The following is a 17,780-nucleotide window of genomic DNA, read 5'->3' as shown; positions in this document are numbered from 1 at the left end:
GCTCACGGTTCGATCAAGACGCGGATCTCGTAGATGTCGACCGCCTTGCCCTGCTTGTCGAAGTCGGAGTTGATGGCGATGCTGCCGGCCGCACCTGGGGGCTTGTCGGGGAACTTCACGTCGAACAAATATTCGTTGCGCTGCTGTCCAACGGCATAGCGCTTGCGGCCGCAGTCGCCGAGGTCGCCGAAGTTGCAGTCGACGGAAATCTGCGTGTCCTTGCCGTCCTCGGCGCGGGCGACGATGTCGAACACGGCATGCTTGCCGGCGAGCTTCTCGAGCACACCCTGCCCGACATCGAAGCTGATGGCCGAGCCGGAAGCGCCGGAGCGAATGCGCAGGAAGGAACCTGTATCGTCTTGCACGACATCGGCCTTGGCGTCGGAGGGCGTCGCCACATGCGTCGGATCGGTGGGCGCAAACACGTTGATCCAGTCACGCGTCTGTTCGGCCGCACCTGGCTGTAGCGGCGCGCCGGGCTGCTGCGGCGCGTTTGTATCGGCGGGCGGCGTGAAATCGTCATCGTCGACCGTCGGCGGCGCCTCGGGCGGGGCGGTGTCGAGTTGCGCCGGCGTCTTGAAGACACCGGTCTGAACGGCGAAATACAGGCCGATGCCGGCGGCGGCGAGCAACGTCACGCCGAAGAAGATCGCCGTCAGCGGCAGGCGGCGGCCCCTTATCCGCCGTTCGTCGCGGTCAGGCGCCACTTCCGTCGCGGCCTCGGCCGGCGCGGAATCGGCTATATCGATAGCCGGGGCGCCGGGAAGCGTGGCGTCGGGCATGATGTCGGGAACGACCGGCAGCACGCGCGAGCGCGGCGCGTCGGATGCATCGGGCTGAACCGGACCATCAACGACGATCGCCGGCGACGAGCCGGCCGCGACGCTTGTCGGGGCATCGACCGCAGGCGCTTCAGCGCCGCCTGGTGCCTGCACGGTATCTTGCGTCTGCGCAGCGTCTTGCGTCTGCGCGGCGACATCGGGGACTGCCGGCAGGAATTCGGATTCGATCTCGGTGATCTTTTCCTGCACCGCCTTGCGGCGCTTGATGGCGGCTTCCACCGTCACGCCGGGATTGGCCTGGAGAACGCGGTCAAGCGCCGCGAAGGCCGATCGATAGACCCTCTCGCGAAACGCCCGGTCCTCGGCATTGCCTTTCTCGAAGGCGTTGCGGATCGCTTTTTCGATCGCGTCCAAGCGAATTTCCCCTGTCCGTTCGCTCACATTGCCATGATCGTTAGCCGCAGGCGACCAATCAATCAACGGGCGAGCGGGCGCATTCTGCCTTGCCGATCCGGCTAAAGCCCATTTCGGTACTTTTTGACAATGAAATCAACCTGTTTCACCGATGTCCCGGGCAATTTGCGCGCAATCGGCCGAGACACCCTTGCGCGACCCAACAACGAAACCGCATCGCGGAGTCATTCCGCGCCAACGCGAAATGCCGGGACGAATTGCCGGATACCGGCTTGAAATCGCGGTTGCCCATCTTGAATTAGCGGCCGGTTGAGTCTATCACCCAGCCGATCTTGGAAGCCCTGCGCTTCCCGGGCCGCTTTAGCTCAGTTGGTAGAGCACATCATTCGTAATGATGGGGTCAGGTGTTCGAGTCACCTAAGCGGCACCAGTTCCCCATCCACGCAAGCGCGCGACGGCCGGTGCAAGGCCAAATACAGGTCACCCCCTACGCAAACGCCGGCGCCTCCCGCCCGCCGCGTCGACATGCGCCATATGGCCGCCGCCACAGGTGCGGATGTCTCCGGTTGTCGGTTCCAGTATCGGCATTGACCGCGCCATCGGGAAGGCTTGCGTCGCCAGACGCTTGACTATCGGCTATGCTGCATTGCGCAAAATCGATAGCTTCGATTTTGTCGATTATTCTGTAATATAAACCTCAGCCATGAAATACAACACGTATCATCTTAAGATTTTTTGTTAATTTACTGATGATATCAGACACTCCAGATTCGAAGTATGTAGTTAAACAAGGTCTTTCCGACGCGGCACAACTTATACGATAGCATGGCGCGCGAGACAAAACCGTCGGCCACTCAGCGCCTTTGCAAATCATATCCATTTTTCACGCTCACTCACATAAATATTACAGTTCGGTAGATATTTTGTGTTGCACTGCACCATTGCCCGGCTACACCATTTGCCCGGGGGATTCAGTACCGGGACGTGCGCCGTGGAGGATTCCGCCAAGTTGACCAGCTTGAATTTTTCGCTGGCCACTACCGATTTCGAGGCTGCCTCGCGCACAAGGCGCGGGTTTGATGTTGTCGACGCACTCTCAACGCTGGCAGGCCTCGACCTGAGGCCCGGAATGGCGGGCCGCCCGCTTCATCGGAGACATCACACCGGCGGAAGTGGCTGATGGCGGTCGCGCGCGACAATCAGCTGGACGCGCTGCGCGCCATCGCTGTCACGATGGTGCTCTATTCTCATTTCCTGGCACCCAACGGGTCCTCCTTTTGGGGCCACATCGGCGTACGGCTGTTCTTCGTGCTGAGCGGCTTCCTGATCACCCGACTGCTGCTCGAAGCCCGCTCCGCGGCCGAATTCGAAGCCGGCCCTGCGTTGAGATCCTTCTACATCAGGCGCGCGCTGCGCATATTCCCGCCCTATTTCGCCGTGCTCGGGTTCGTCTGGCTGACCGATCTGGAGCAGTCCAGCGGATCGCTCGTCTGGCATGCGCTTTACCTGTCGAATTTCTGGTACGCGCTGCGCAACGAATGGACGCCCTGGCTACTCTGCCATTTCTGGAGCCTGAGCATCGAGGAGCAGTTCTACATCGCCTGGCCGCTGGTCGTGCTTCTTGCACCGCGCCGGCGCGTGGAAGCGATCACTATCGGCGTCATCCTGTTGTCGCTGGCCTATCGCTTCTACTGGCCGATCACCGCCACCCCGGCGCTGGCGCGCGACCTGCTGCCACCGGCATCTATGGATGCGCTGGCGTTGGGTGCTCTGCTTGCCTGCCGGCGGACCAGAGGCGCCGGCCTGCCGCAGTGGATGCGGCTAGGCTGGCCAGTCCTTGCGGCCATCTTCCTGGCGATTGAGTGGCTTGTCCCGGCCCCGGCCGATCCCATGCTGGAATGGGCCCGCTGGGCGCTGCTGCAGATCCTGCCCCTGGTGCCGCTGGTGGCCGTTGTCGCCGCCTGTTCAGCTGGCCTTGGCGGCACCCTCGGCAGGGTTTTCGAACTGCCGCCGCTGCTGTCACTGGGCCGCATCAGCTACGGCGTCTATCTCTACCATCCGATCCTTCTGTCGCTCGCCGTCAAATCACAGCCCTGGATTCCGCTCAATGTCTCGGAGCAGGGGCCAGGGCGGTTCCTGGTCGCGAGCGCCGCCACGGTCGCCGTCGCTTCGATCTCGTGGACGGTTTTCGAAAAGCCGGTCAACAGCCTCAAGCGCCGCTTCCCCTATGTCGCACGCCGCCGCTCCCAGGCACGCGCCGGCGATGCCGGCTGGCTCGGCAGGGCGGCGGACGCCTATCCCAGTGGATCCCCCGATGGTCGCGCCGCGCTCGATCTCCAGCGAACGGATGCGCAGAGATGACCGCCGCGCCGCTCGTCTCCGTCCTGCTGCCGGTCTACAATGCCGAGCCTTATCTCGCCGCTGCGCTGGGGAGCATTCTGCGGCAAGACTACGATCGCCTGGAGGTCATCGCTATCGATGACGGGTCGACCGACAATTCGCTCGAGATCCTCGAACGATACCGCCGGGCCGACAATCGCGTTTCTGTCATCTCACGTGAAAACCGCGGCCTCGTCGCCACCCTCAATGAAGGGCTCCGACTGGCCCAGGGCGAGTTGGTTGCGCGAATGGATGCGGACGATGTCGCCTATCCCTGGCGCCTCTCGCGCCAGGTGGCACTGTTCCGGCGGCAGCCCGAGCTCGGCTTCTGCGGCGCCTGCGTCGATACCTTGCTTCACGGCCGTATCGCCAAGGGCAGGCTCGACCCAGTGTTCCGGCTCGGCCGGCTCGACATATTGTCGATGTTCTTTACGATTTTCATGCATCCGACGGTGGTCTACAACAGGAAGGTCATAGGGAACGACGATCTCTATTACGATCCAAAATACAGGCACGCCGAGGATTTCGATCTCTTCAGGCGGCTTGCTGGCCGTTTCCCGGCGACCATGTCGCCCGATAACCTGCTCGTCTATCGCATCCATGCAGGAAGCGTGACCATGCGGCATGCCAAGGAAATGCGCAGGACGCATTTGCGGATCGTGGCCGAAAATCTCGAGCGTGAGGGGCTCGCGGAAAACTCTGCGGATCTGCGCGACATCGGCGAGGCCGTCTCGTTCGACACAGTTGCGCGCGCAGCCGATTTCATCCGTGCGCTGGAAGAGCGGATTTCCACCCTGCCGGCCAGCACACGGCCAAGCTTCGAGGCCGGCGCGCTGAACCTGTTCTATTTCCTCTACCAGCTCGTCAGCGACGAAAGAGAGCCGCCGCTGACGCACGAATTGCTCACGCGGACAGCGAGGTGGAACTTCATCCGGCGCCGCGAAAAATACGCGCTGCGTCCCGGCGTCTGGGCGCCCTGGCTCAGCCTGGCCTCGATAGCGGCCGGAAAGCGGGCGGACGCGGTGGCGTACTTCTTCAAAACCACGCCGGCCGAAGCGGTGCTGGCGCGTTATCAGCGGGGACTGGTATGACCGACAGGCCCCACTCGCTCCTGCGCGATCACTCGTTTGCGAGTGCGCCTGTCCCGACATCTCCCCGATCGGAGCGGCCGTCGCTCGAGGTCAGCTTCATCGTCTGCACGCGCGACCGCGCCGCTGTGCTGGAGGCCTGCATAGCCTCGATCCAGGCTGCATGCCGGGCGCACGCCGCCTTCGCGGCTGAGTTGGTGGTGGTCGACAATGGTTCACGGGACGGCACGTCAAAGCGGCTGGCCGGTATCGCCGAAACATCCGACATCCCGGTCACAGCCGTCTCAGAGACTCGCCCCGGACTAGCCGCTGCCCGCAATGCCGGATTGGCGCGAGCGCGAGGCCGCGTGCTGGTCTTCATCGACGATGACTGCAAGCTCGATCGCGACTATCTCCGCGACCTCGAGCGGCACTACCGGAGCGGCGAGAAGTGGCTGATCCGCGGCGGCCGCGTCGAGCTCGGCGATGCCCGGGACCTGCCCTTCACCATCAAGCGCTGCGAGGCGCGCGAACGGCTGACCCCGGCGGTCCACCCGGGCGGCTTCGTGCTCGGCTGCAACATGACCATGCACCGCGACGTCGCAGCCCGCATCGGGTCGTTCGACGAACGCTTCGGCACTGGCGGCCCGCTACGCTCGGCTGAGGATACGGATTATCTCGTGCGGGCGATGCTGCTCGGCATGCCGGTCGAGTATGTGCCCGACATGACGGTGCTGCATCATCACGGCCGGCGAGACCGCAAATCGATCGACAGGCTGCACCGCGACTATAGCCTCGGTAATGGTGCGCTGTGCCTGAAACATGTCCGCCACGCGCCTTGGCTGCTTCGCCATGTCTATTGGTCCGCGCGGGCCGCGTTCAAGGAACTGGCGGGCCGTCCTCGCTTCGATCGCGACCTCGATCTGTCGCACTGGCCTATTGTCGTCATGAATCTGGCAGGTGCCGCCAGATTTGCGCTGCTCGTCATGATGGGATGGCCAAAACGGCTGCCGCCGCGCCCGGACCGGCAAGCCAGCGAAGCCAATGCGGAGGCCAGAGCGCGATAATGTCACTGATTCCGTCAGCCCTGCCAATGCTGGGCCGCGCGCTTGGTGGCAGGCTGTTGCGGCTCGTTCCCGTCGTGGTCGGGCTCGGGCTTGCGAGCGCCGCGCTGGAAGGCCTCGGCATCGGCCTCATCATTCCGCTGCTCGGCATCATTATGGGGCATGGCGAAACATCGGGCATGGCCGGTTTCTCCGCCCTCCTCCAGCAGGTTGGAGCGAGCCTCGGCGAGCGCGAGCGGCTGATCGCGATTTCGGCCGCGATCCTCGGTTCGATCGTGCTGAAGAATGTCTTTGCCTTCGCCAACACGCTGCTGACCAGCTTCATCTACGGCAAGGCAGGTTATTCGATCCGCAGCGCACTGTCGGAGCAGTTGCTCAGGGTCGGCTACCCCTTTTTCCTGCAGCAAAGCCCCGGACGGCTGCTCAACATCATCTCCAACGAATCCTGGCGAGCGTCCGACGCTATCCAGGCCCTGCTCGGCGCGATCGTCAGTGCCTCGGCCGCCGTCATCCTGCTCGCCTTCCTCCTGCTCCTGTCCTGGCAGATGACGCTGCTGGTGACGCTGGGGCTGGCGCTTGTCCAGCTGGCGCACGGGGTTTTGTCGTCCAATCTGAAGGCGCCGAGCCGCAGCGTCGTCTCGCGCAACAGCGCACTCGCGTCGCAGATGCTGCATCTGGTGCATGCCGGGCGCCTGATCCGCATCTTCGGGCAGGAGAACCACGAAAAGGCGGTTTTCGCCAAAGCGTCCGACGGGGTGCGGCGGGCGGCTTTCGTGCTTTCAATCCGCCAGGGCGTCTTGCCGCCACTGACCGAAGTGTTGCACGCGATGCTGTTCCTGGCGGTGGTGATCGGAGCCTGGCTGGCGAATGTAAGCTTCCCGCTGACCGTCGCCTTCCTCATCCTGCTCTACCGACTGCAGCCTCATATGCGCGCCTTGCAGATGTCGTGGAGTCAGCTGCAAGGCATGAGCGGCTCGCTGGAGGAGGTGCAATGGCTGCTCGATCCTTCCGACAAGCCCGAGGCGCCGCAGGGCAGCCTGCCGTTCGACGGCTTGCGCCAAGGGATCAGCTTCGATGATGTGAGCTTCGCCTATTCCGGTGCCCTGTCCGGCCCCGACGCGCGCGAGGCGGTGTTGCATCAGGCGGTGTTCGACATCCGCAGCGGCCGCTCGACGGCGCTGATCGGCCGCTCGGGCGCCGGCAAGACGACGATCGTCAATCTCCTGTGCCGCTTCGTCAAACCCGACAGCGGCAGGATCCTCGTCGATGGGGCATCGCTCGGGGAAATCGACCCAAGCCAGTGGCTGCGGAACATTGCCCTGGCCAGCCAGGAGCTGGAATTGGTCGACGGCACCATTTTTGAAAACATTGTCTACGGCGACGACGCGGCGTCGGCCAGCGACGCCATGCGCGCCGCAAGGCTGGCCGAGGCACATGAATTCATCGAGCTCCTGCCGCGGGGTTACGCGACACTGGTCGGATACCGGGGCGTCAACCTGTCAGCCGGACAAAGGCAAAGGATCGCCCTGGCGCGGGCGCTGGTGCGCGATCCCGATATCCTCATCCTCGACGAAGCCACCAGTGCAGTGGATGGGTTGTCGGAAGCCGCTATTGTCGAGACGCTGAAGTCGCGGGCCGGCCGCCGCACCACCATTGTCATCAGCCATCACCACAGCACCATCTCGTTCTGCGACGACGTGGTGATCTTGAGCCGCGGTCGGGTGAAGAAACAGGCCGCCTTCGCAACGCTGGCAAAGCTCAGCATGGACGAGCTCTACCAGCACGGAGCGGGTGAATGATGGGGCGTACCCGAATCTGCGACACGGCTTGCGCCCGGCAGCTCGCGGATTGCGATCAATCCTGCCGGCAAACCACCGCCGCGACGCATTTCCGATTTTGCAAAAGCAATTGCCAGTGAGAGGTCAGGCGGCCTTTTTCTTGGCCAACCTGGCCTTGATCGAGGCGACGTCGGCGCGCGGCGTCGCGGCGAACAGCGTCCTCGTATAGCTGTGCTTGGGGTCGGCAAAAACCTCCTCGCGCGAGCCGTATTCCACCGCTTCGCCGAAATACATCACCATCACATCGTCGGCGATGTAGCGCACGACAGACAGATCGTGGCTGATGAAGACATAGGTCAGCTGGAATTCGTCCTGCAGGTCGGCGAGCAGGTTGAGCACCTGCGCCTGCACCGACAGATCGAGCGCGGAGACCGGCTCGTCGAGAACCAGCAGGCTCGGGTTGAGCATCAGCGCGCGGGCGATGGCGATGCGCTGGCGCTGGCCGCCCGAGAACATATGCGGGTAGCGATTGTAGTGCTCGGTGCCGAGACCGACCTTCTTCAGCATCTTCATGGCGAGGTCGCGCCGCTCTTCGGCCGGCTTGTCGGTGTTGATGAGCAGCGGTTCGCCCAGCACATCGCCGATCTTCTGGCGTGGATTGAGCGAGCCGTAGGGGTTCTGGAAGACGATCTGCACCTTGCGGCGCATTTCCTTGGTCAGGCCGTTCCTGGCGATGTCGACCTTGTTGCCGTCGATGAACAGCTCGCCCGACGTCGCCGGATCGATCAGCGTGATGATGCGCGCCAGCGTGGACTTGCCGCAGCCGCTTTCACCAACGATGGCCAGCGTCTTGCCCTTGTCGACGCTGAACGAAACGCCCTTGACCGCATGCACGGTTCGCGCGCCGCGAAACAGGCCGCCGCCGACATGATAGTCGCGCTTAATGTTCTTGCCTTCGACGACCTTGATGCTCATCAGGCGACTCCAGCGGCCGGTTCGAACAGCATGTCGGAGACGGTCGGCAGGCGGTCGCCGACGGCGTTTTCCGGCAGCGCCGACAACAGCGCGCGGGTGTAATTGCTCTTCGGCGATTCAAACAGCGACAGCACGTCGGCCTCTTCCATCTTGCGGCCCTTGTACTGGACGATGACACGGTCGGCGGTCTCGGCCACGACGCCCATATTGTGGGTGATCATGATCAGGCCCATGCCGTATTTGACCTGCAGCGAAACCAGCAGGTCGAGGATCTGTTTCTGGATGGTGACATCGAGCGCCGTGGTCGGCTCGTCGGCGATCAGGAGCTTCGGATTGCAGGCGATGGCGATGGCGATCATGACGCGCTGGCACTGGCCGCCCGACATCTGGTGCGGGAACGAGTTCAGCCGTTCCGCCGGCTCGGCAATGCCGACCTGTGTAAGCAACTCGATGGCGCGCTCGCGGCGCTGGGCTTTGTCCATGCCCATATGAAAGCGCAGCACTTCCTCGATCTGGAAGCCGACCGTGAAGCACGGATTGAGGCTGGCCATCGGCTCCTGGAAGATCATCGACATGTCCTTGCCGACAATCTTGCGCCGGTCGGCCGGGCTCATCTTCAGAAGGTCACGGCCATTGAAGCTCATCTCATCGGCAGTGACCGTCGCCGTCCACGGCAACAGGCCCATCACAGCCAGCATCGACACAGACTTGCCGGAGCCGGATTCGCCGACGATGGCCAGCACTTCACGTTCGTTCACATGGAGCGAGACGCCGTCGACCGCGCGGAACGGGCCGGATGCGGTCTGGAACTCGACGACGAGATTGCGGATGTCGAGCAGGGCCATCACGACCTCCTCAGCTTCGGATCGAGCGCATCGCGCAGGCCGTCGCCAACCAGGTTGATGGCAAGCACGGTGATCAGGATGGCGAGGCCGGGGAAAGTCACCACCCACCAGGCACGCAGGATGAACTCCCGCGCCGAGGCGAGCATGGTTCCCCATTCCGGTGTCGGCGGCTGCGCGCCGAGACCGAGGAAGCCGAGGGCGGCCGCCTCGAGGATGGCGTTGGAGAAAGACAGCGTGCCCTGGACGATCAGCGGCGCCAGGCAGTTGGGCAGGATGGTGCGCAGCATCAGCCGGATATGCCCAGCGCCCGCAACCTTGGCGGCGACCACATATTCGCGACCCTTTTCGGCCATGACAGCGGCGCGCACCAGACGCGCAAAGTGGGGCTGCAGGACGAGCGCGATGGCGAGCATGGCATTGAACAGGCCGGGGCCGAGGATGGTGACCAGAACCAGCGCCAGCAGCAGCGACGGGAAGGCCAGGATCAAATCCATGACGCGCATGATCGCGACGTCGACCCAGCCGCGGAAATAGCCGGCCAGCAGGCCAAGCGTGATGCCGCCGGTAAGCGCCAGCGTGACGACGACGGCGCCGATCAGCAGCGAGAAGCGCGCGCCATAGAGCAGGCGCGAGAGCATGTCGCGGCCGACCGCGTCGGTGCCGAGCAGATACTCGGCGCTGCCGCCTGCCTGCCAGGCCGGCGGCCGCAGGAAAGCGGTCTTGTCCTGGATGTCGGGCGCATAAGGCGCCAGCAGCGGCGCAAAGAGTGCGGCCAGCACCAGCAGGATGAAAACGAACAGGCCGATGACGGCGCCGCGGTTGACCGAGAAATAGTGCCATAAGGTCCTGAAGCCGGTCAGGCGGTCAGGGTTGCCGGCGGCCATCGGGGCGATTTCGGTCGACTGGCTCATCACGCCGCCCTGATGCGCGGGTTGATGACGGCATAAAGCACGTCGACGATCAGGTTCACGGCCATGACGATAAGGGCGATCAAGAGCAAGCCTGACTGCACGACGACATAGTCGCGCTTGAAGATGGAATCGACCATCCACTTGCCGATACCCGGCCAGGCGAAGATGGTTTCGGTGAGGATGGCGCCGGCGAGCAGCGCGCCGACCTGCAGGCCGATAGTGGTGACCACCGGGATCAGCGCATTGCGCAGCGCGTGCACGCCGATGACGCGGGTCGAGGAAAGACCCTTGGCGCGGGCGGTCCGGACATAGTCCTCGCCCAGCACTTCGAGCATGGCCGAGCGCGTCTGGCGCGCGATGACCGCCAGCGGGATGGTGCCGAGCACGACCGCCGGCAGCACCAGATGGCTCAATGCCGAGCGAAAAGCATCCCATTTGCCGTAGAGCAAGGTGTCGATGGTCATAAAGCCGGTGATCGGCTTGAAGAAGAACTGCAGGCCGATACGGCCGGAAACCGGGGTCCAGCCGAGATAGCCGGAGAAAAAGATGATCAGCAGCAGACCCCACCAGAAGATCGGCATGGAATAGCCGACAAGGGCGGTGCCCATCAGTCCCTGGTCAAACCACGAGCCGCGTTTGACTGCTGCAACGATGCCGGCCGGGATGCCCAGCACCATGGCGAAGATCAAGGCGAAGACAGAGAGCTCGACGGTTGCCGGGAAGAGCGTCATGAAATCTTCGATGACCGGGCGCTTGGACGAGATCGACACTCCGAAATTACCGGTCGCGGCATCGCGGACATAATGCGCATATTGCTGCCAGATCGGCAGATTGTAGCCGAACTGTTCCTTCAGTTCTTCGTAGCGCGCGGGCGACACGCCATGCTCGCCGGCCATGGCAAGAATGGGATCACCGGGCAGCAGCCTGACGAAAGCGAAGGCACAGATGGTGATGCCGATCAGCGTCGGGAGCACCAAGACGATTTTGTTGAGGAGATATCGGAGCATCTTGAAAAGGGGGCGGCGCCTGATTGCGCGCCGCCCGCCTAACAGTTCTATTCGGCCTTGTCGACGCCGTCGAAGCGATGAATGCCGAGCGGGTCCATCATGAAGCCGCTGACATTCTTGCGCACGACTGCGTAGACTTGGCTGTGTGCCAGGAGGAAGGCCGGGGCCTGCTTCTGGAAGACAACCTGCGCCTCTTCATAGAGCTTGGTGCGTTCGGCCTGGTCGCTGGTCTTCTTGGCCTTCTGGATCAGGTCCTCGAAGTCCTTGTCGCACCAACTGGAGTAGTTCGACACGCCGATGGCCGAGCAGGCGAACAGCGTGGCGAAGAAGTTGTCCGGATCGCCATTGTCACCGGTCCAGCCGATCTGGAAGGCGCCGGGGCGTTCCTTCTTCTTGCCTTCCTCGCGGTACTTCGTCCACTCGTAGTTGACGATCTCCGCCTTGACGCCGACCTTGGCCCAGTCGGCCTGGATCAGCTCGGCTGCGCGCGCGAAGTTCGGGTTGTAGGGACGCACGCGATCGGAGGCCCAGAGCTGGATCTCCTTCAGCCCGGCATCGGCCAGCACCTTCTTGGCCGCTTCCGGATCATAGGCGTCGGACTTCACGTCCTTGTCCCACGACCACATGGTCGGCGGGATCAGGTTTACCGCCGGCGTAGCGCCGGCGTCCTGGAAGAGCGACTTGATGAGCGATTCCCGATCGATCGCCTGGTTGAGCGCATGGCGCACTTCAGGCTTGTCGAGCGGCGGGATGGTGGTGTTGTAGCTCATATAGCCGATGTTCAGGCCGGCCTGATCCATCAGGGTCACGTCGTTGTTGGCCTTGATCATGCCGATGTCGGCAGGATTCGGATAGGGCGCGATGTCGCATTCGCCGGCAAGCACCTTCTGGATGCGGGCGGTGGCGTCCGGCGTAATGGCGAAGACGAGATCGTCGATCTTTTCCTTGCCCTTGAAGTAATCCGGGTTGGCCGCATAGCGGATCACCGAATCCAGCTGGTAGTCGACGAACTGGAACGGACCGGTGCCGATCGGCTTGGTCGAGAAGTCGGCCATCTTGCCGTCTTTTTCCAGCTGGTCGGCGTATTCCTTCGACACGATCGAGGCGAAGTCCATGCCGAGATTGGCCAGCATCGGAGCGTTCGGCTCGGTCAGCGTCAGCTTCACGGTGAGGTCATCGACCTTTTCCCACTTGGCGACGTATTTCGGCATGTCCATGCCGGTGTAGTAGTCCCAGGTCAGGTTCGGCAGGTACTTTTCGCCGTTCCAGGGGTTTTCCTTGTTGAACTGGCGGTCGAAGGAAAAGACGACGTCGTCTGCATTGAAGTCACGCGTCGGCTTGAAGAAATCCGTGGTCTGGAACTTCACGCCCGGATGCAGGTGGAAAGTATAGACCAGGCCGTCGTCCGAAATCTCCCATTTGTCGGCGAGGCCGGGCACAACTTCGGTGCCGCCATGCTTGAACTCGACCAGGCGCGAATAAACGGTACGCGACGAGGCATCGAAGTCGTTGCCGCCCGTCGTGGTACCCGGGTCGAAGTTGGCCGGCGAGGCCTCCGAGCAGTAGACCAGCGTCTTGGCATTGGCCACGCCGCCGAGGACGCTTGCAGCCAGCAACGCGGCTGCAAAAGTCAGTTTCTTTTTCATTGAGCACTCCCTGATGTTCATCCAAGCCCCTCTATCAGGCTCGCGAAGCGCGCATATAAGCACCGTTTTTCCGGCTTTGGAACTCCCTGTTTGCCTACCCCACCGTAAGCAGAAAATATTTCTCGGCTTTTGCTCGATTTCAGAAAGAAATAGCAAAATCTGCTAATCACGGGATTGTTAACGACCGCATTTTTTCATTGATCACCTATATCGCAGGAACAATGATCCACGGGCCTGGGGTTCCTCATGCCCATCGCGACAGACTGGTGCCGGAGGCGACAGCGCGGGCCAGATTTTGGCGGCAAATCTTTGCCATCTTGCCGTTGGGGCAAGACTTGCACGGCCGCCGATAGTCGCAATAGATAGATGACACGCCGGATTTCCCGGGAATCCGCGACATCGCTGCAGCGGAGGACGCCTCACTATATAGAGGCGGTGCAGCATGGAGCATGACAACAGAACGACTGAGGGAGGCATAGGTGGCAAAAGCAACAAAGACAACGGCCCCGGCGAAAGCAAAAGCAGGGTCTGCTTCAAAGCCGGCCGCCGCTGCCGCCAAACCGAAAGCGCCTTCGGTCAAAACCGCTCCCGCCGCCAAGCCAAAGGCAGCCATCGCGCCGGCGAAGGCAAGCGCCAAGCCGGCAGCAAAACCTGCGACCAAGCCCGCGGCCGCAGCCGCAGCCGCAGCCGCAGCCGCGAAGACAGCACCTGTTGCAAAGCCCGCCGCCAGCGCTGCAGCGAAAACGGCGGCGGCAAAGCCGGCGCAAGGCCCGGCCAAAAAACTGCCCAAGACGCTGACGGCGCTTGCCGCAGGCCTGCCGGAAAAGCCGTGGCTCAAAAGCTATTCGAAAGTCGTGCCGGCCGAGATCGGCACCCTGCCCTACAGTTCGATTGGTGACTTCCTGGTCGGTGCCTGCAAGCAGTTTGCCGGCCAGCCGGCTTTCGTGTGCATGGGCAAGTCGATCTCCTACGCCGAACTTGAGCGGCAATCGGCTGCCTTCGGCGCCTATCTGCAGTCGAAGGGTCTGCAGAAGGGCGCACGCGTGGCGCTGATGATGCCGAACGTGCTGCAATATCCGGTGGCGATGATGGCCGTGCTTCGCGCCGGCTATGTCGTGGTGAACATCAATCCGCTGTACACGCCGCGCGAGCTCGAACACCAGCTCAAGGATTCCGGCGCACAGGCGATCGTCATTCTCGAGAACTTCGCCAGCACCCTGGACGCGGTGATCGCCAGGACGGCGGTCAAGCATGTGGTGGTCGCGGCGATGGGTGACATGCTCGGCGGCCTCAAGGGCACGATCGTCAACCTCGTCGTGCGCCGGGTGAAGAAGATGGTGCCGGCATGGTCGCTGCCCGGCCATGTCAAGTTCAATGCGGCCGTGAAGGCCGGCGCCGGCATCGCCTTCAAGCCGGCCAAGATGGAAGCCGACGATGTCGCCTTCCTGCAATATACAGGCGGCACCACGGGGATTTCCAAAGGTGCTGTTCTGCTGCACTCCAATGTGCTGTCCAATGTCGCGCAAAACACGCTGTGGCTGCAGGACGCCTATGCGATCAAGCCGAAACCGGCGCATCTCAACTTCATTTGCGCGCTGCCGCTCTACCACATCTTCGCGCTGACGGTGAACGCGCTGATGGGCATGCAGCAGGGCGCCCAGAACGTGCTCGTCCCCAACCCGCGCGACATTCCCGGCTTTGTCAAGGAGCTGCAGAAATACCCGATGCACATTTTCCCGGGTCTCAACACGCTGTTCAACGCACTGCTCAACAATGAGGATTTCCGCAAGCTCGACTTCAAACCGCTGATCATGACGCTGGGCGGCGGCATGGCGGTGCAGAAGGGGGTTGCCGAGCGCTGGAAGGCGTTGACCGGCAACTCGATCACCGAGGGCTACGGGCTGTCGGAGACCTCGCCGGTGGCCACCGCCAACAGGTTCAGCGACAGCAATTTCACCGGCACGATCGGCCTGCCGCTGCCTTCGACCGAGATCGTCATCCGCGACGATGACGGCAACAATCTGCCGCTGGGCGAGGTCGGCGAGATTTGCATCCGCGGGCCGCAAGTGATGGCCGGCTACTGGAACCGGCCGGACGAGACCGCCAAGGTGATGACCAAGGACGGGTTCTTCAAATCCGGCGACATGGGCTTCATGGACGAGCGCGGCTACACCAAGATCGTCGACCGCAAGAAGGACATGATCCTGGTCTCCGGCTTCAACGTCTATCCGAACGAGCTCGAGGAAGTCGTCGCGCAGCATCCGGGTGTGCTCGAAGTGGCGGCAATCGGCGTGCCGGACGAGCATTCGGGCGAAGTGCCAAAGCTGTTCGTGGTCAAGAAGGATCCAGCGCTGACCGTCGAGGCACTGACCGCCTATTGCCGCGAAAACCTGACCGGTTACAAGCGGCCGAAATACATCGAGTTCCGGACCGAACTGCCAAAGACGCCGGTGGGCAAGATTTTGCGCCGGGCGCTGCGGGAATAAATTTGAACGACGAGCGCAGTCGCGATGCAGACGACAATCCGCGTTCCGACGCGGCGACGTTTATCAAGGCGAACATGCGCCTTGCGCCTGTTCCAGCACTTCCCGAAGTCCTGCTCTACGCAGCCCATCCGGCAAGCGGCCTGAGGCGGCTTGTCGAGCCGCACCAAAGCGGCGACGCGGACGAAGATGCCGCTGAGCCAGTCGACGACGCGCCTGAGCCGCAGCCGCCCTACTGGGCCTATGTCTGGGCCGGCGGCGCGGTGCTTGCGCGGTATATACTCGACCATCCGCAAAGCGTGGCCGGCCGCCGCGTGCTCGACCTTGGCGCCGGCTCCGGCCTCGTCGGCATCGCCGCCGCGAAGGCCGGCGCCAGCGCGGTGATCGCCGCCGAGATCGACCGCAACGGCGTTGCCGCCATCGGCCTCAACGCTGCGGCCAACGGTGTCGAGATCACCATTGTCGGCAAGGATATCACCATGGGTCCACCACCGGCAGTCGACCTCGCGCTTGCAGGCGACGTATTCTACGGCCGTGAGGTTGCTTTGCGGGTTATCCCATTCCTCGACCGCTGCCTGGCAGCCGGCATCGAGGTGCTGGTCGGCGATCCCCGCCGCAACGACCTGCCGCTGTCAAGGCTGCGGTTGCTCGCCGAGTATCAGGTGCCGGATTTCGGCGACGCGAAGGGTGCTGCGACCAAGCCGAGCGGTGTGTTTTCCTTTGAGCCGGAAGAGCGCTGGCGCTGAATGAGCGGGTTCGACCGATTCCGGTCAGAGCGCCGACACGTGCCGGCTTCGTCGAGGCCATAAGCCTGGAATAGCCGACCGTCGGCTGCAAGGCTCGCGGCATCACAAACAGGACAATCGCTACTCGATCAGTTTCAGCAGATCCTTGTAGCGCGGATGGCTGCGGATGGGATCGAAATCCGAATCGTTCTTGAACCATGATTTCATGTGGTCCCCTACCAGCCGCAAATAAGGCTCCAGCAGGTCGATGGCACGGTCGGCCTCGCCGAGCAGCGAATAGACGCAGGCGGTATTGTATAAGGCGTTGCTGTCGTCCGGATCGATCGCCAGAGCGCGATCGGCCCATTCCTTGGCCCGGTCGTGCTGGCCGAGAGCGATGAGCGCGATGGCGCCCAGTTGCGCGGGATCGGAATTCTCCGGGTGCAGCTTCAGCGCCCGCTCCGCCCGCTCGAGTCCCACCTCGGCAAGCCTGGCCTCCTCGTCGCGACGTCCAAGGGAATGCAGAGCGTTCATGACCAGCAGCGGCGACCGGTAGTCGTCGGGATTGATCTCGGCGCAACGATTATAAAGCTCGACGGCCTTTTCAAAATCTCCTTCCGCAAACGAGTGGCGGGCGTAGAAATAGTGGCCTTCGTAGGAATTTGCATCGAGCGCGATCGCGCGTTCGAATTCAGCGACTGCCTCCGCGTGACGGCCATTGGTCGACAGGGCGAGGCCATGCGAGGCGTGCACTTCGGCGAGATTGGGATCAAGCGCCAGCGCCTTGGCGCAAGTCGCAAAAAGCGACTCCAGCGATATTTCGGCACCGTGCCAGGCGTGCAGAACCGAATCGCAATCGGCGATGCCGGCATAGGCGCGCGCATAGTTGGGATCGAGATCCGTCGCTCGAGAGAACAACCGTCGCGCAAGTTGCAGTGAGCCCTTGGTGCGCGTGTGGAAGAATTCGCGTCCTCTCAGGTAGTTGGTATAGGCCTCGACGTTTTCTGTTGGCACCTGTGCGATGGCCTCGCTTTCCTCCGGCAGCAGCTTGACCTTGAGCTGGTCTACGATGGTGTGGGTAATCTCGTCCTGGATCGCAAAAATATCGGTGAGGTCGCGGTCATAGCGATCAGCCCAAAGATGGCCGCCGGTCGCGCCATCGATGAGCTGGCCGGTGATGCGCACGCGCTGGCCTGCCTTGCGGACGCTGCCTTCGAGAAGAAACTTCACGCCAAGCTCTTGTGCCGCCTGCTGCAGCTTCACCGACTTGCCCTTGTAGGTGAACACTGTGTTGCGGCCGACCACAAACAGGCCGGAGATTTTCGAGAGATCGGTGATGATGTCCTCGGTGATGCCGTCGGAGAAGTATTCCTGCTCCGGGTCGCCGCTCATGTTGTTGAACGGCAGCACAGCGATCGACGGCTTTTCCTTGGCAGCAGGCTCAGCCTTGACCTGCACTATCGTTGCAGCAGGCAGCGAAGGTCGCGCGCCGGCGAAGAGGTCGACGTTGTAGACTCGAACCGGCCGGTCGATGTTCTTCAGCGTCTGCTCGCCAGTGTCCTCGAAGGAGAGATCGAGCCGGTTGCCGACATTGTCGCGGACCGAGCCGGACACCGCGACGCCGCCGGGCTTGGCGATGCTTTCGATGCGCGCCGCGATGTTGACGCCGTCGCCATAGATGTCGTTGTCCTCGAAGATGATGTC

13 protein-coding genes and 1 tRNA gene are annotated in these 17,780 nt (G+C 62.7%); 7 read left to right on the top strand and 7 right to left on the bottom strand.

The annotated features are described in order from the left end of the window. Positions 1-2: 2 nt before the first annotated feature. Positions 3-1,196 carry a hypothetical protein gene (locus AC1DYO_RS13465; protein ID WP_477263909.1) on the bottom strand — a complete coding sequence of 398 codons (1,194 nt, stop codon included), beginning with the start codon at positions 1,194-1,196 and terminating at the stop codon, positions 3-5. A 354-nt stretch (positions 1,197-1,550) separates the two neighbouring features. Between AC1DYO_RS13465 and AC1DYO_RS13460 the strand changes: the two genes are divergently transcribed. The 5 genes from AC1DYO_RS13460 to AC1DYO_RS13440 all read left to right on the top strand — a co-directional run bounded on the left by AC1DYO_RS13460 (position 1,551) and on the right by AC1DYO_RS13440 (position 7,505). Next, a tRNA-Thr gene (locus tag AC1DYO_RS13460) sits at positions 1,551-1,626 on the top strand. Between the two features lie 749 nt (positions 1,627-2,375). Next, entirely contained in the window at positions 2,376-3,557 is a 1,182-nt protein-coding gene (locus AC1DYO_RS13455; RefSeq protein ID WP_477263907.1) for an acyltransferase family protein, read from the top strand. Further along, positions 3,554-4,666 carry a glycosyltransferase family 2 protein gene (locus tag AC1DYO_RS13450; protein WP_477263905.1) on the top strand — a complete coding sequence of 371 codons (1,113 nt, stop codon included), beginning with the start codon at positions 3,554-3,556 and terminating at the stop codon, positions 4,664-4,666. The genes AC1DYO_RS13455 and AC1DYO_RS13450 overlap by 4 nt, the downstream gene beginning before the upstream one ends. After that, a complete protein-coding gene (locus AC1DYO_RS13445) occupies positions 4,663-5,709 on the top strand; it encodes a glycosyltransferase family 2 protein (RefSeq protein ID WP_477263903.1) in 1,047 nt (348 codons plus the stop codon). Before AC1DYO_RS13450 ends, AC1DYO_RS13445 begins: the two co-directional genes overlap by 4 nt. Continuing rightward, complete coding sequence (locus tag AC1DYO_RS13440) at positions 5,709-7,505, top strand: ABC transporter ATP-binding protein (RefSeq protein WP_477263901.1); 1,797 nt, start codon at positions 5,709-5,711, stop codon at positions 7,503-7,505. Before AC1DYO_RS13445 ends, AC1DYO_RS13440 begins: the two co-directional genes overlap by 1 nt. 123 nt (positions 7,506-7,628) lie before the next feature. Here the strand turns inward: AC1DYO_RS13440 and AC1DYO_RS13435 are convergent, their stop codons facing one another. Genes AC1DYO_RS13435 through AC1DYO_RS13415 form a run of 5 tightly spaced genes read right to left on the bottom strand, consistent with a single transcriptional unit; the run spans position 7,629 to position 12,868 of the window. Continuing rightward, on the bottom strand, positions 7,629-8,459 hold the full coding sequence (locus AC1DYO_RS13435; protein WP_454576648.1) for a dipeptide ABC transporter ATP-binding protein: 831 nt from the start codon (positions 8,457-8,459) through the stop codon (positions 7,629-7,631). Beyond that, positions 8,459-9,304 carry an ABC transporter ATP-binding protein gene (locus AC1DYO_RS13430; protein WP_477263898.1) on the bottom strand — a complete coding sequence of 282 codons (846 nt, stop codon included), beginning with the start codon at positions 9,302-9,304 and terminating at the stop codon, positions 8,459-8,461. Before AC1DYO_RS13430 ends, AC1DYO_RS13435 begins: the two co-directional genes overlap by 1 nt. Next, positions 9,304-10,188 carry an ABC transporter permease subunit gene (locus tag AC1DYO_RS13425; RefSeq protein ID WP_477264170.1) on the bottom strand — a complete coding sequence of 295 codons (885 nt, stop codon included), beginning with the start codon at positions 10,186-10,188 and terminating at the stop codon, positions 9,304-9,306. The genes AC1DYO_RS13430 and AC1DYO_RS13425 overlap by 1 nt, the downstream gene beginning before the upstream one ends. A 26-nt stretch (positions 10,189-10,214) precedes the next feature. Next, a complete protein-coding gene (locus tag AC1DYO_RS13420) occupies positions 10,215-11,222 on the bottom strand; it encodes an ABC transporter permease subunit (protein WP_477263896.1) in 1,008 nt (335 codons plus the stop codon). 47 nt (positions 11,223-11,269) lie between these two features. Further along, positions 11,270-12,868, bottom strand: coding sequence for an ABC transporter substrate-binding protein (locus AC1DYO_RS13415; protein WP_477263894.1), 1,599 nt, complete (start codon positions 12,866-12,868; stop codon positions 11,270-11,272). Positions 12,869-13,347: 479 nt separating this feature from the next. Here AC1DYO_RS13415 and AC1DYO_RS13410 point away from each other — a divergent pair, with 479 nt between their 5' ends. Beyond that, on the top strand, positions 13,348-15,354 hold the full coding sequence (locus tag AC1DYO_RS13410) for a long-chain-fatty-acid--CoA ligase (RefSeq protein ID WP_477263892.1): 2,007 nt from the start codon (positions 13,348-13,350) through the stop codon (positions 15,352-15,354). A gap of 74 nt (positions 15,355-15,428) precedes the next feature. Further along, entirely contained in the window at positions 15,429-16,097 is a 669-nt protein-coding gene (locus AC1DYO_RS13405) for a class I SAM-dependent methyltransferase (protein ID WP_477264168.1), read from the top strand. A 120-nt stretch (positions 16,098-16,217) separates the two neighbouring features. Here AC1DYO_RS13405 and AC1DYO_RS13400 read toward each other — a convergent pair. Continuing rightward, a partial coding sequence (locus tag AC1DYO_RS13400; protein WP_477263891.1) for a TPR end-of-group domain-containing protein occupies positions 16,218-17,780 on the bottom strand: 1,563 nt, incomplete at its 5' end.

The organism is Mesorhizobium sp. P2_F5 (assembly GCF_056403715.1).
This window is presented reverse-complemented; position numbering and strand designations above follow the sequence as displayed.

Coding starts and splice junctions, on each gene's coding strand:
- AC1DYO_RS13415 (WP_477263894.1), bottom strand. CDS start 12,868: ATGAAAAAGAAACTGACTTTTGCAGCCGCGTTGCTGGCTGCAAGCGTC.
- AC1DYO_RS13425 (WP_477264170.1), bottom strand. CDS start 10,188: ATGGCCGCCGGCAACCCTGACCGCCTGACCGGCTTCAGGACCTTATGG.
- AC1DYO_RS13435 (WP_454576648.1), bottom strand. CDS start 8,459: ATGAGCATCAAGGTCGTCGAAGGCAAGAACATTAAGCGCGACTATCAT.
- AC1DYO_RS13430 (WP_477263898.1), bottom strand. CDS start 9,304: ATGGCCCTGCTCGACATCCGCAATCTCGTCGTCGAGTTCCAGACCGCA.
- AC1DYO_RS13440 (WP_477263901.1), top strand. CDS start 5,709: ATGTCACTGATTCCGTCAGCCCTGCCAATGCTGGGCCGCGCGCTTGGT.
- AC1DYO_RS13450 (WP_477263905.1), top strand. CDS start 3,554: ATGACCGCCGCGCCGCTCGTCTCCGTCCTGCTGCCGGTCTACAATGCC.
- AC1DYO_RS13445 (WP_477263903.1), top strand. CDS start 4,663: ATGACCGACAGGCCCCACTCGCTCCTGCGCGATCACTCGTTTGCGAGT.
- AC1DYO_RS13455 (WP_477263907.1), top strand. CDS start 2,376: ATGGCGGTCGCGCGCGACAATCAGCTGGACGCGCTGCGCGCCATCGCT.
- AC1DYO_RS13420 (WP_477263896.1), bottom strand. CDS start 11,222: ATGCTCCGATATCTCCTCAACAAAATCGTCTTGGTGCTCCCGACGCTG.
- AC1DYO_RS13405 (WP_477264168.1), top strand. CDS start 15,429: ATGCGCCTTGCGCCTGTTCCAGCACTTCCCGAAGTCCTGCTCTACGCA.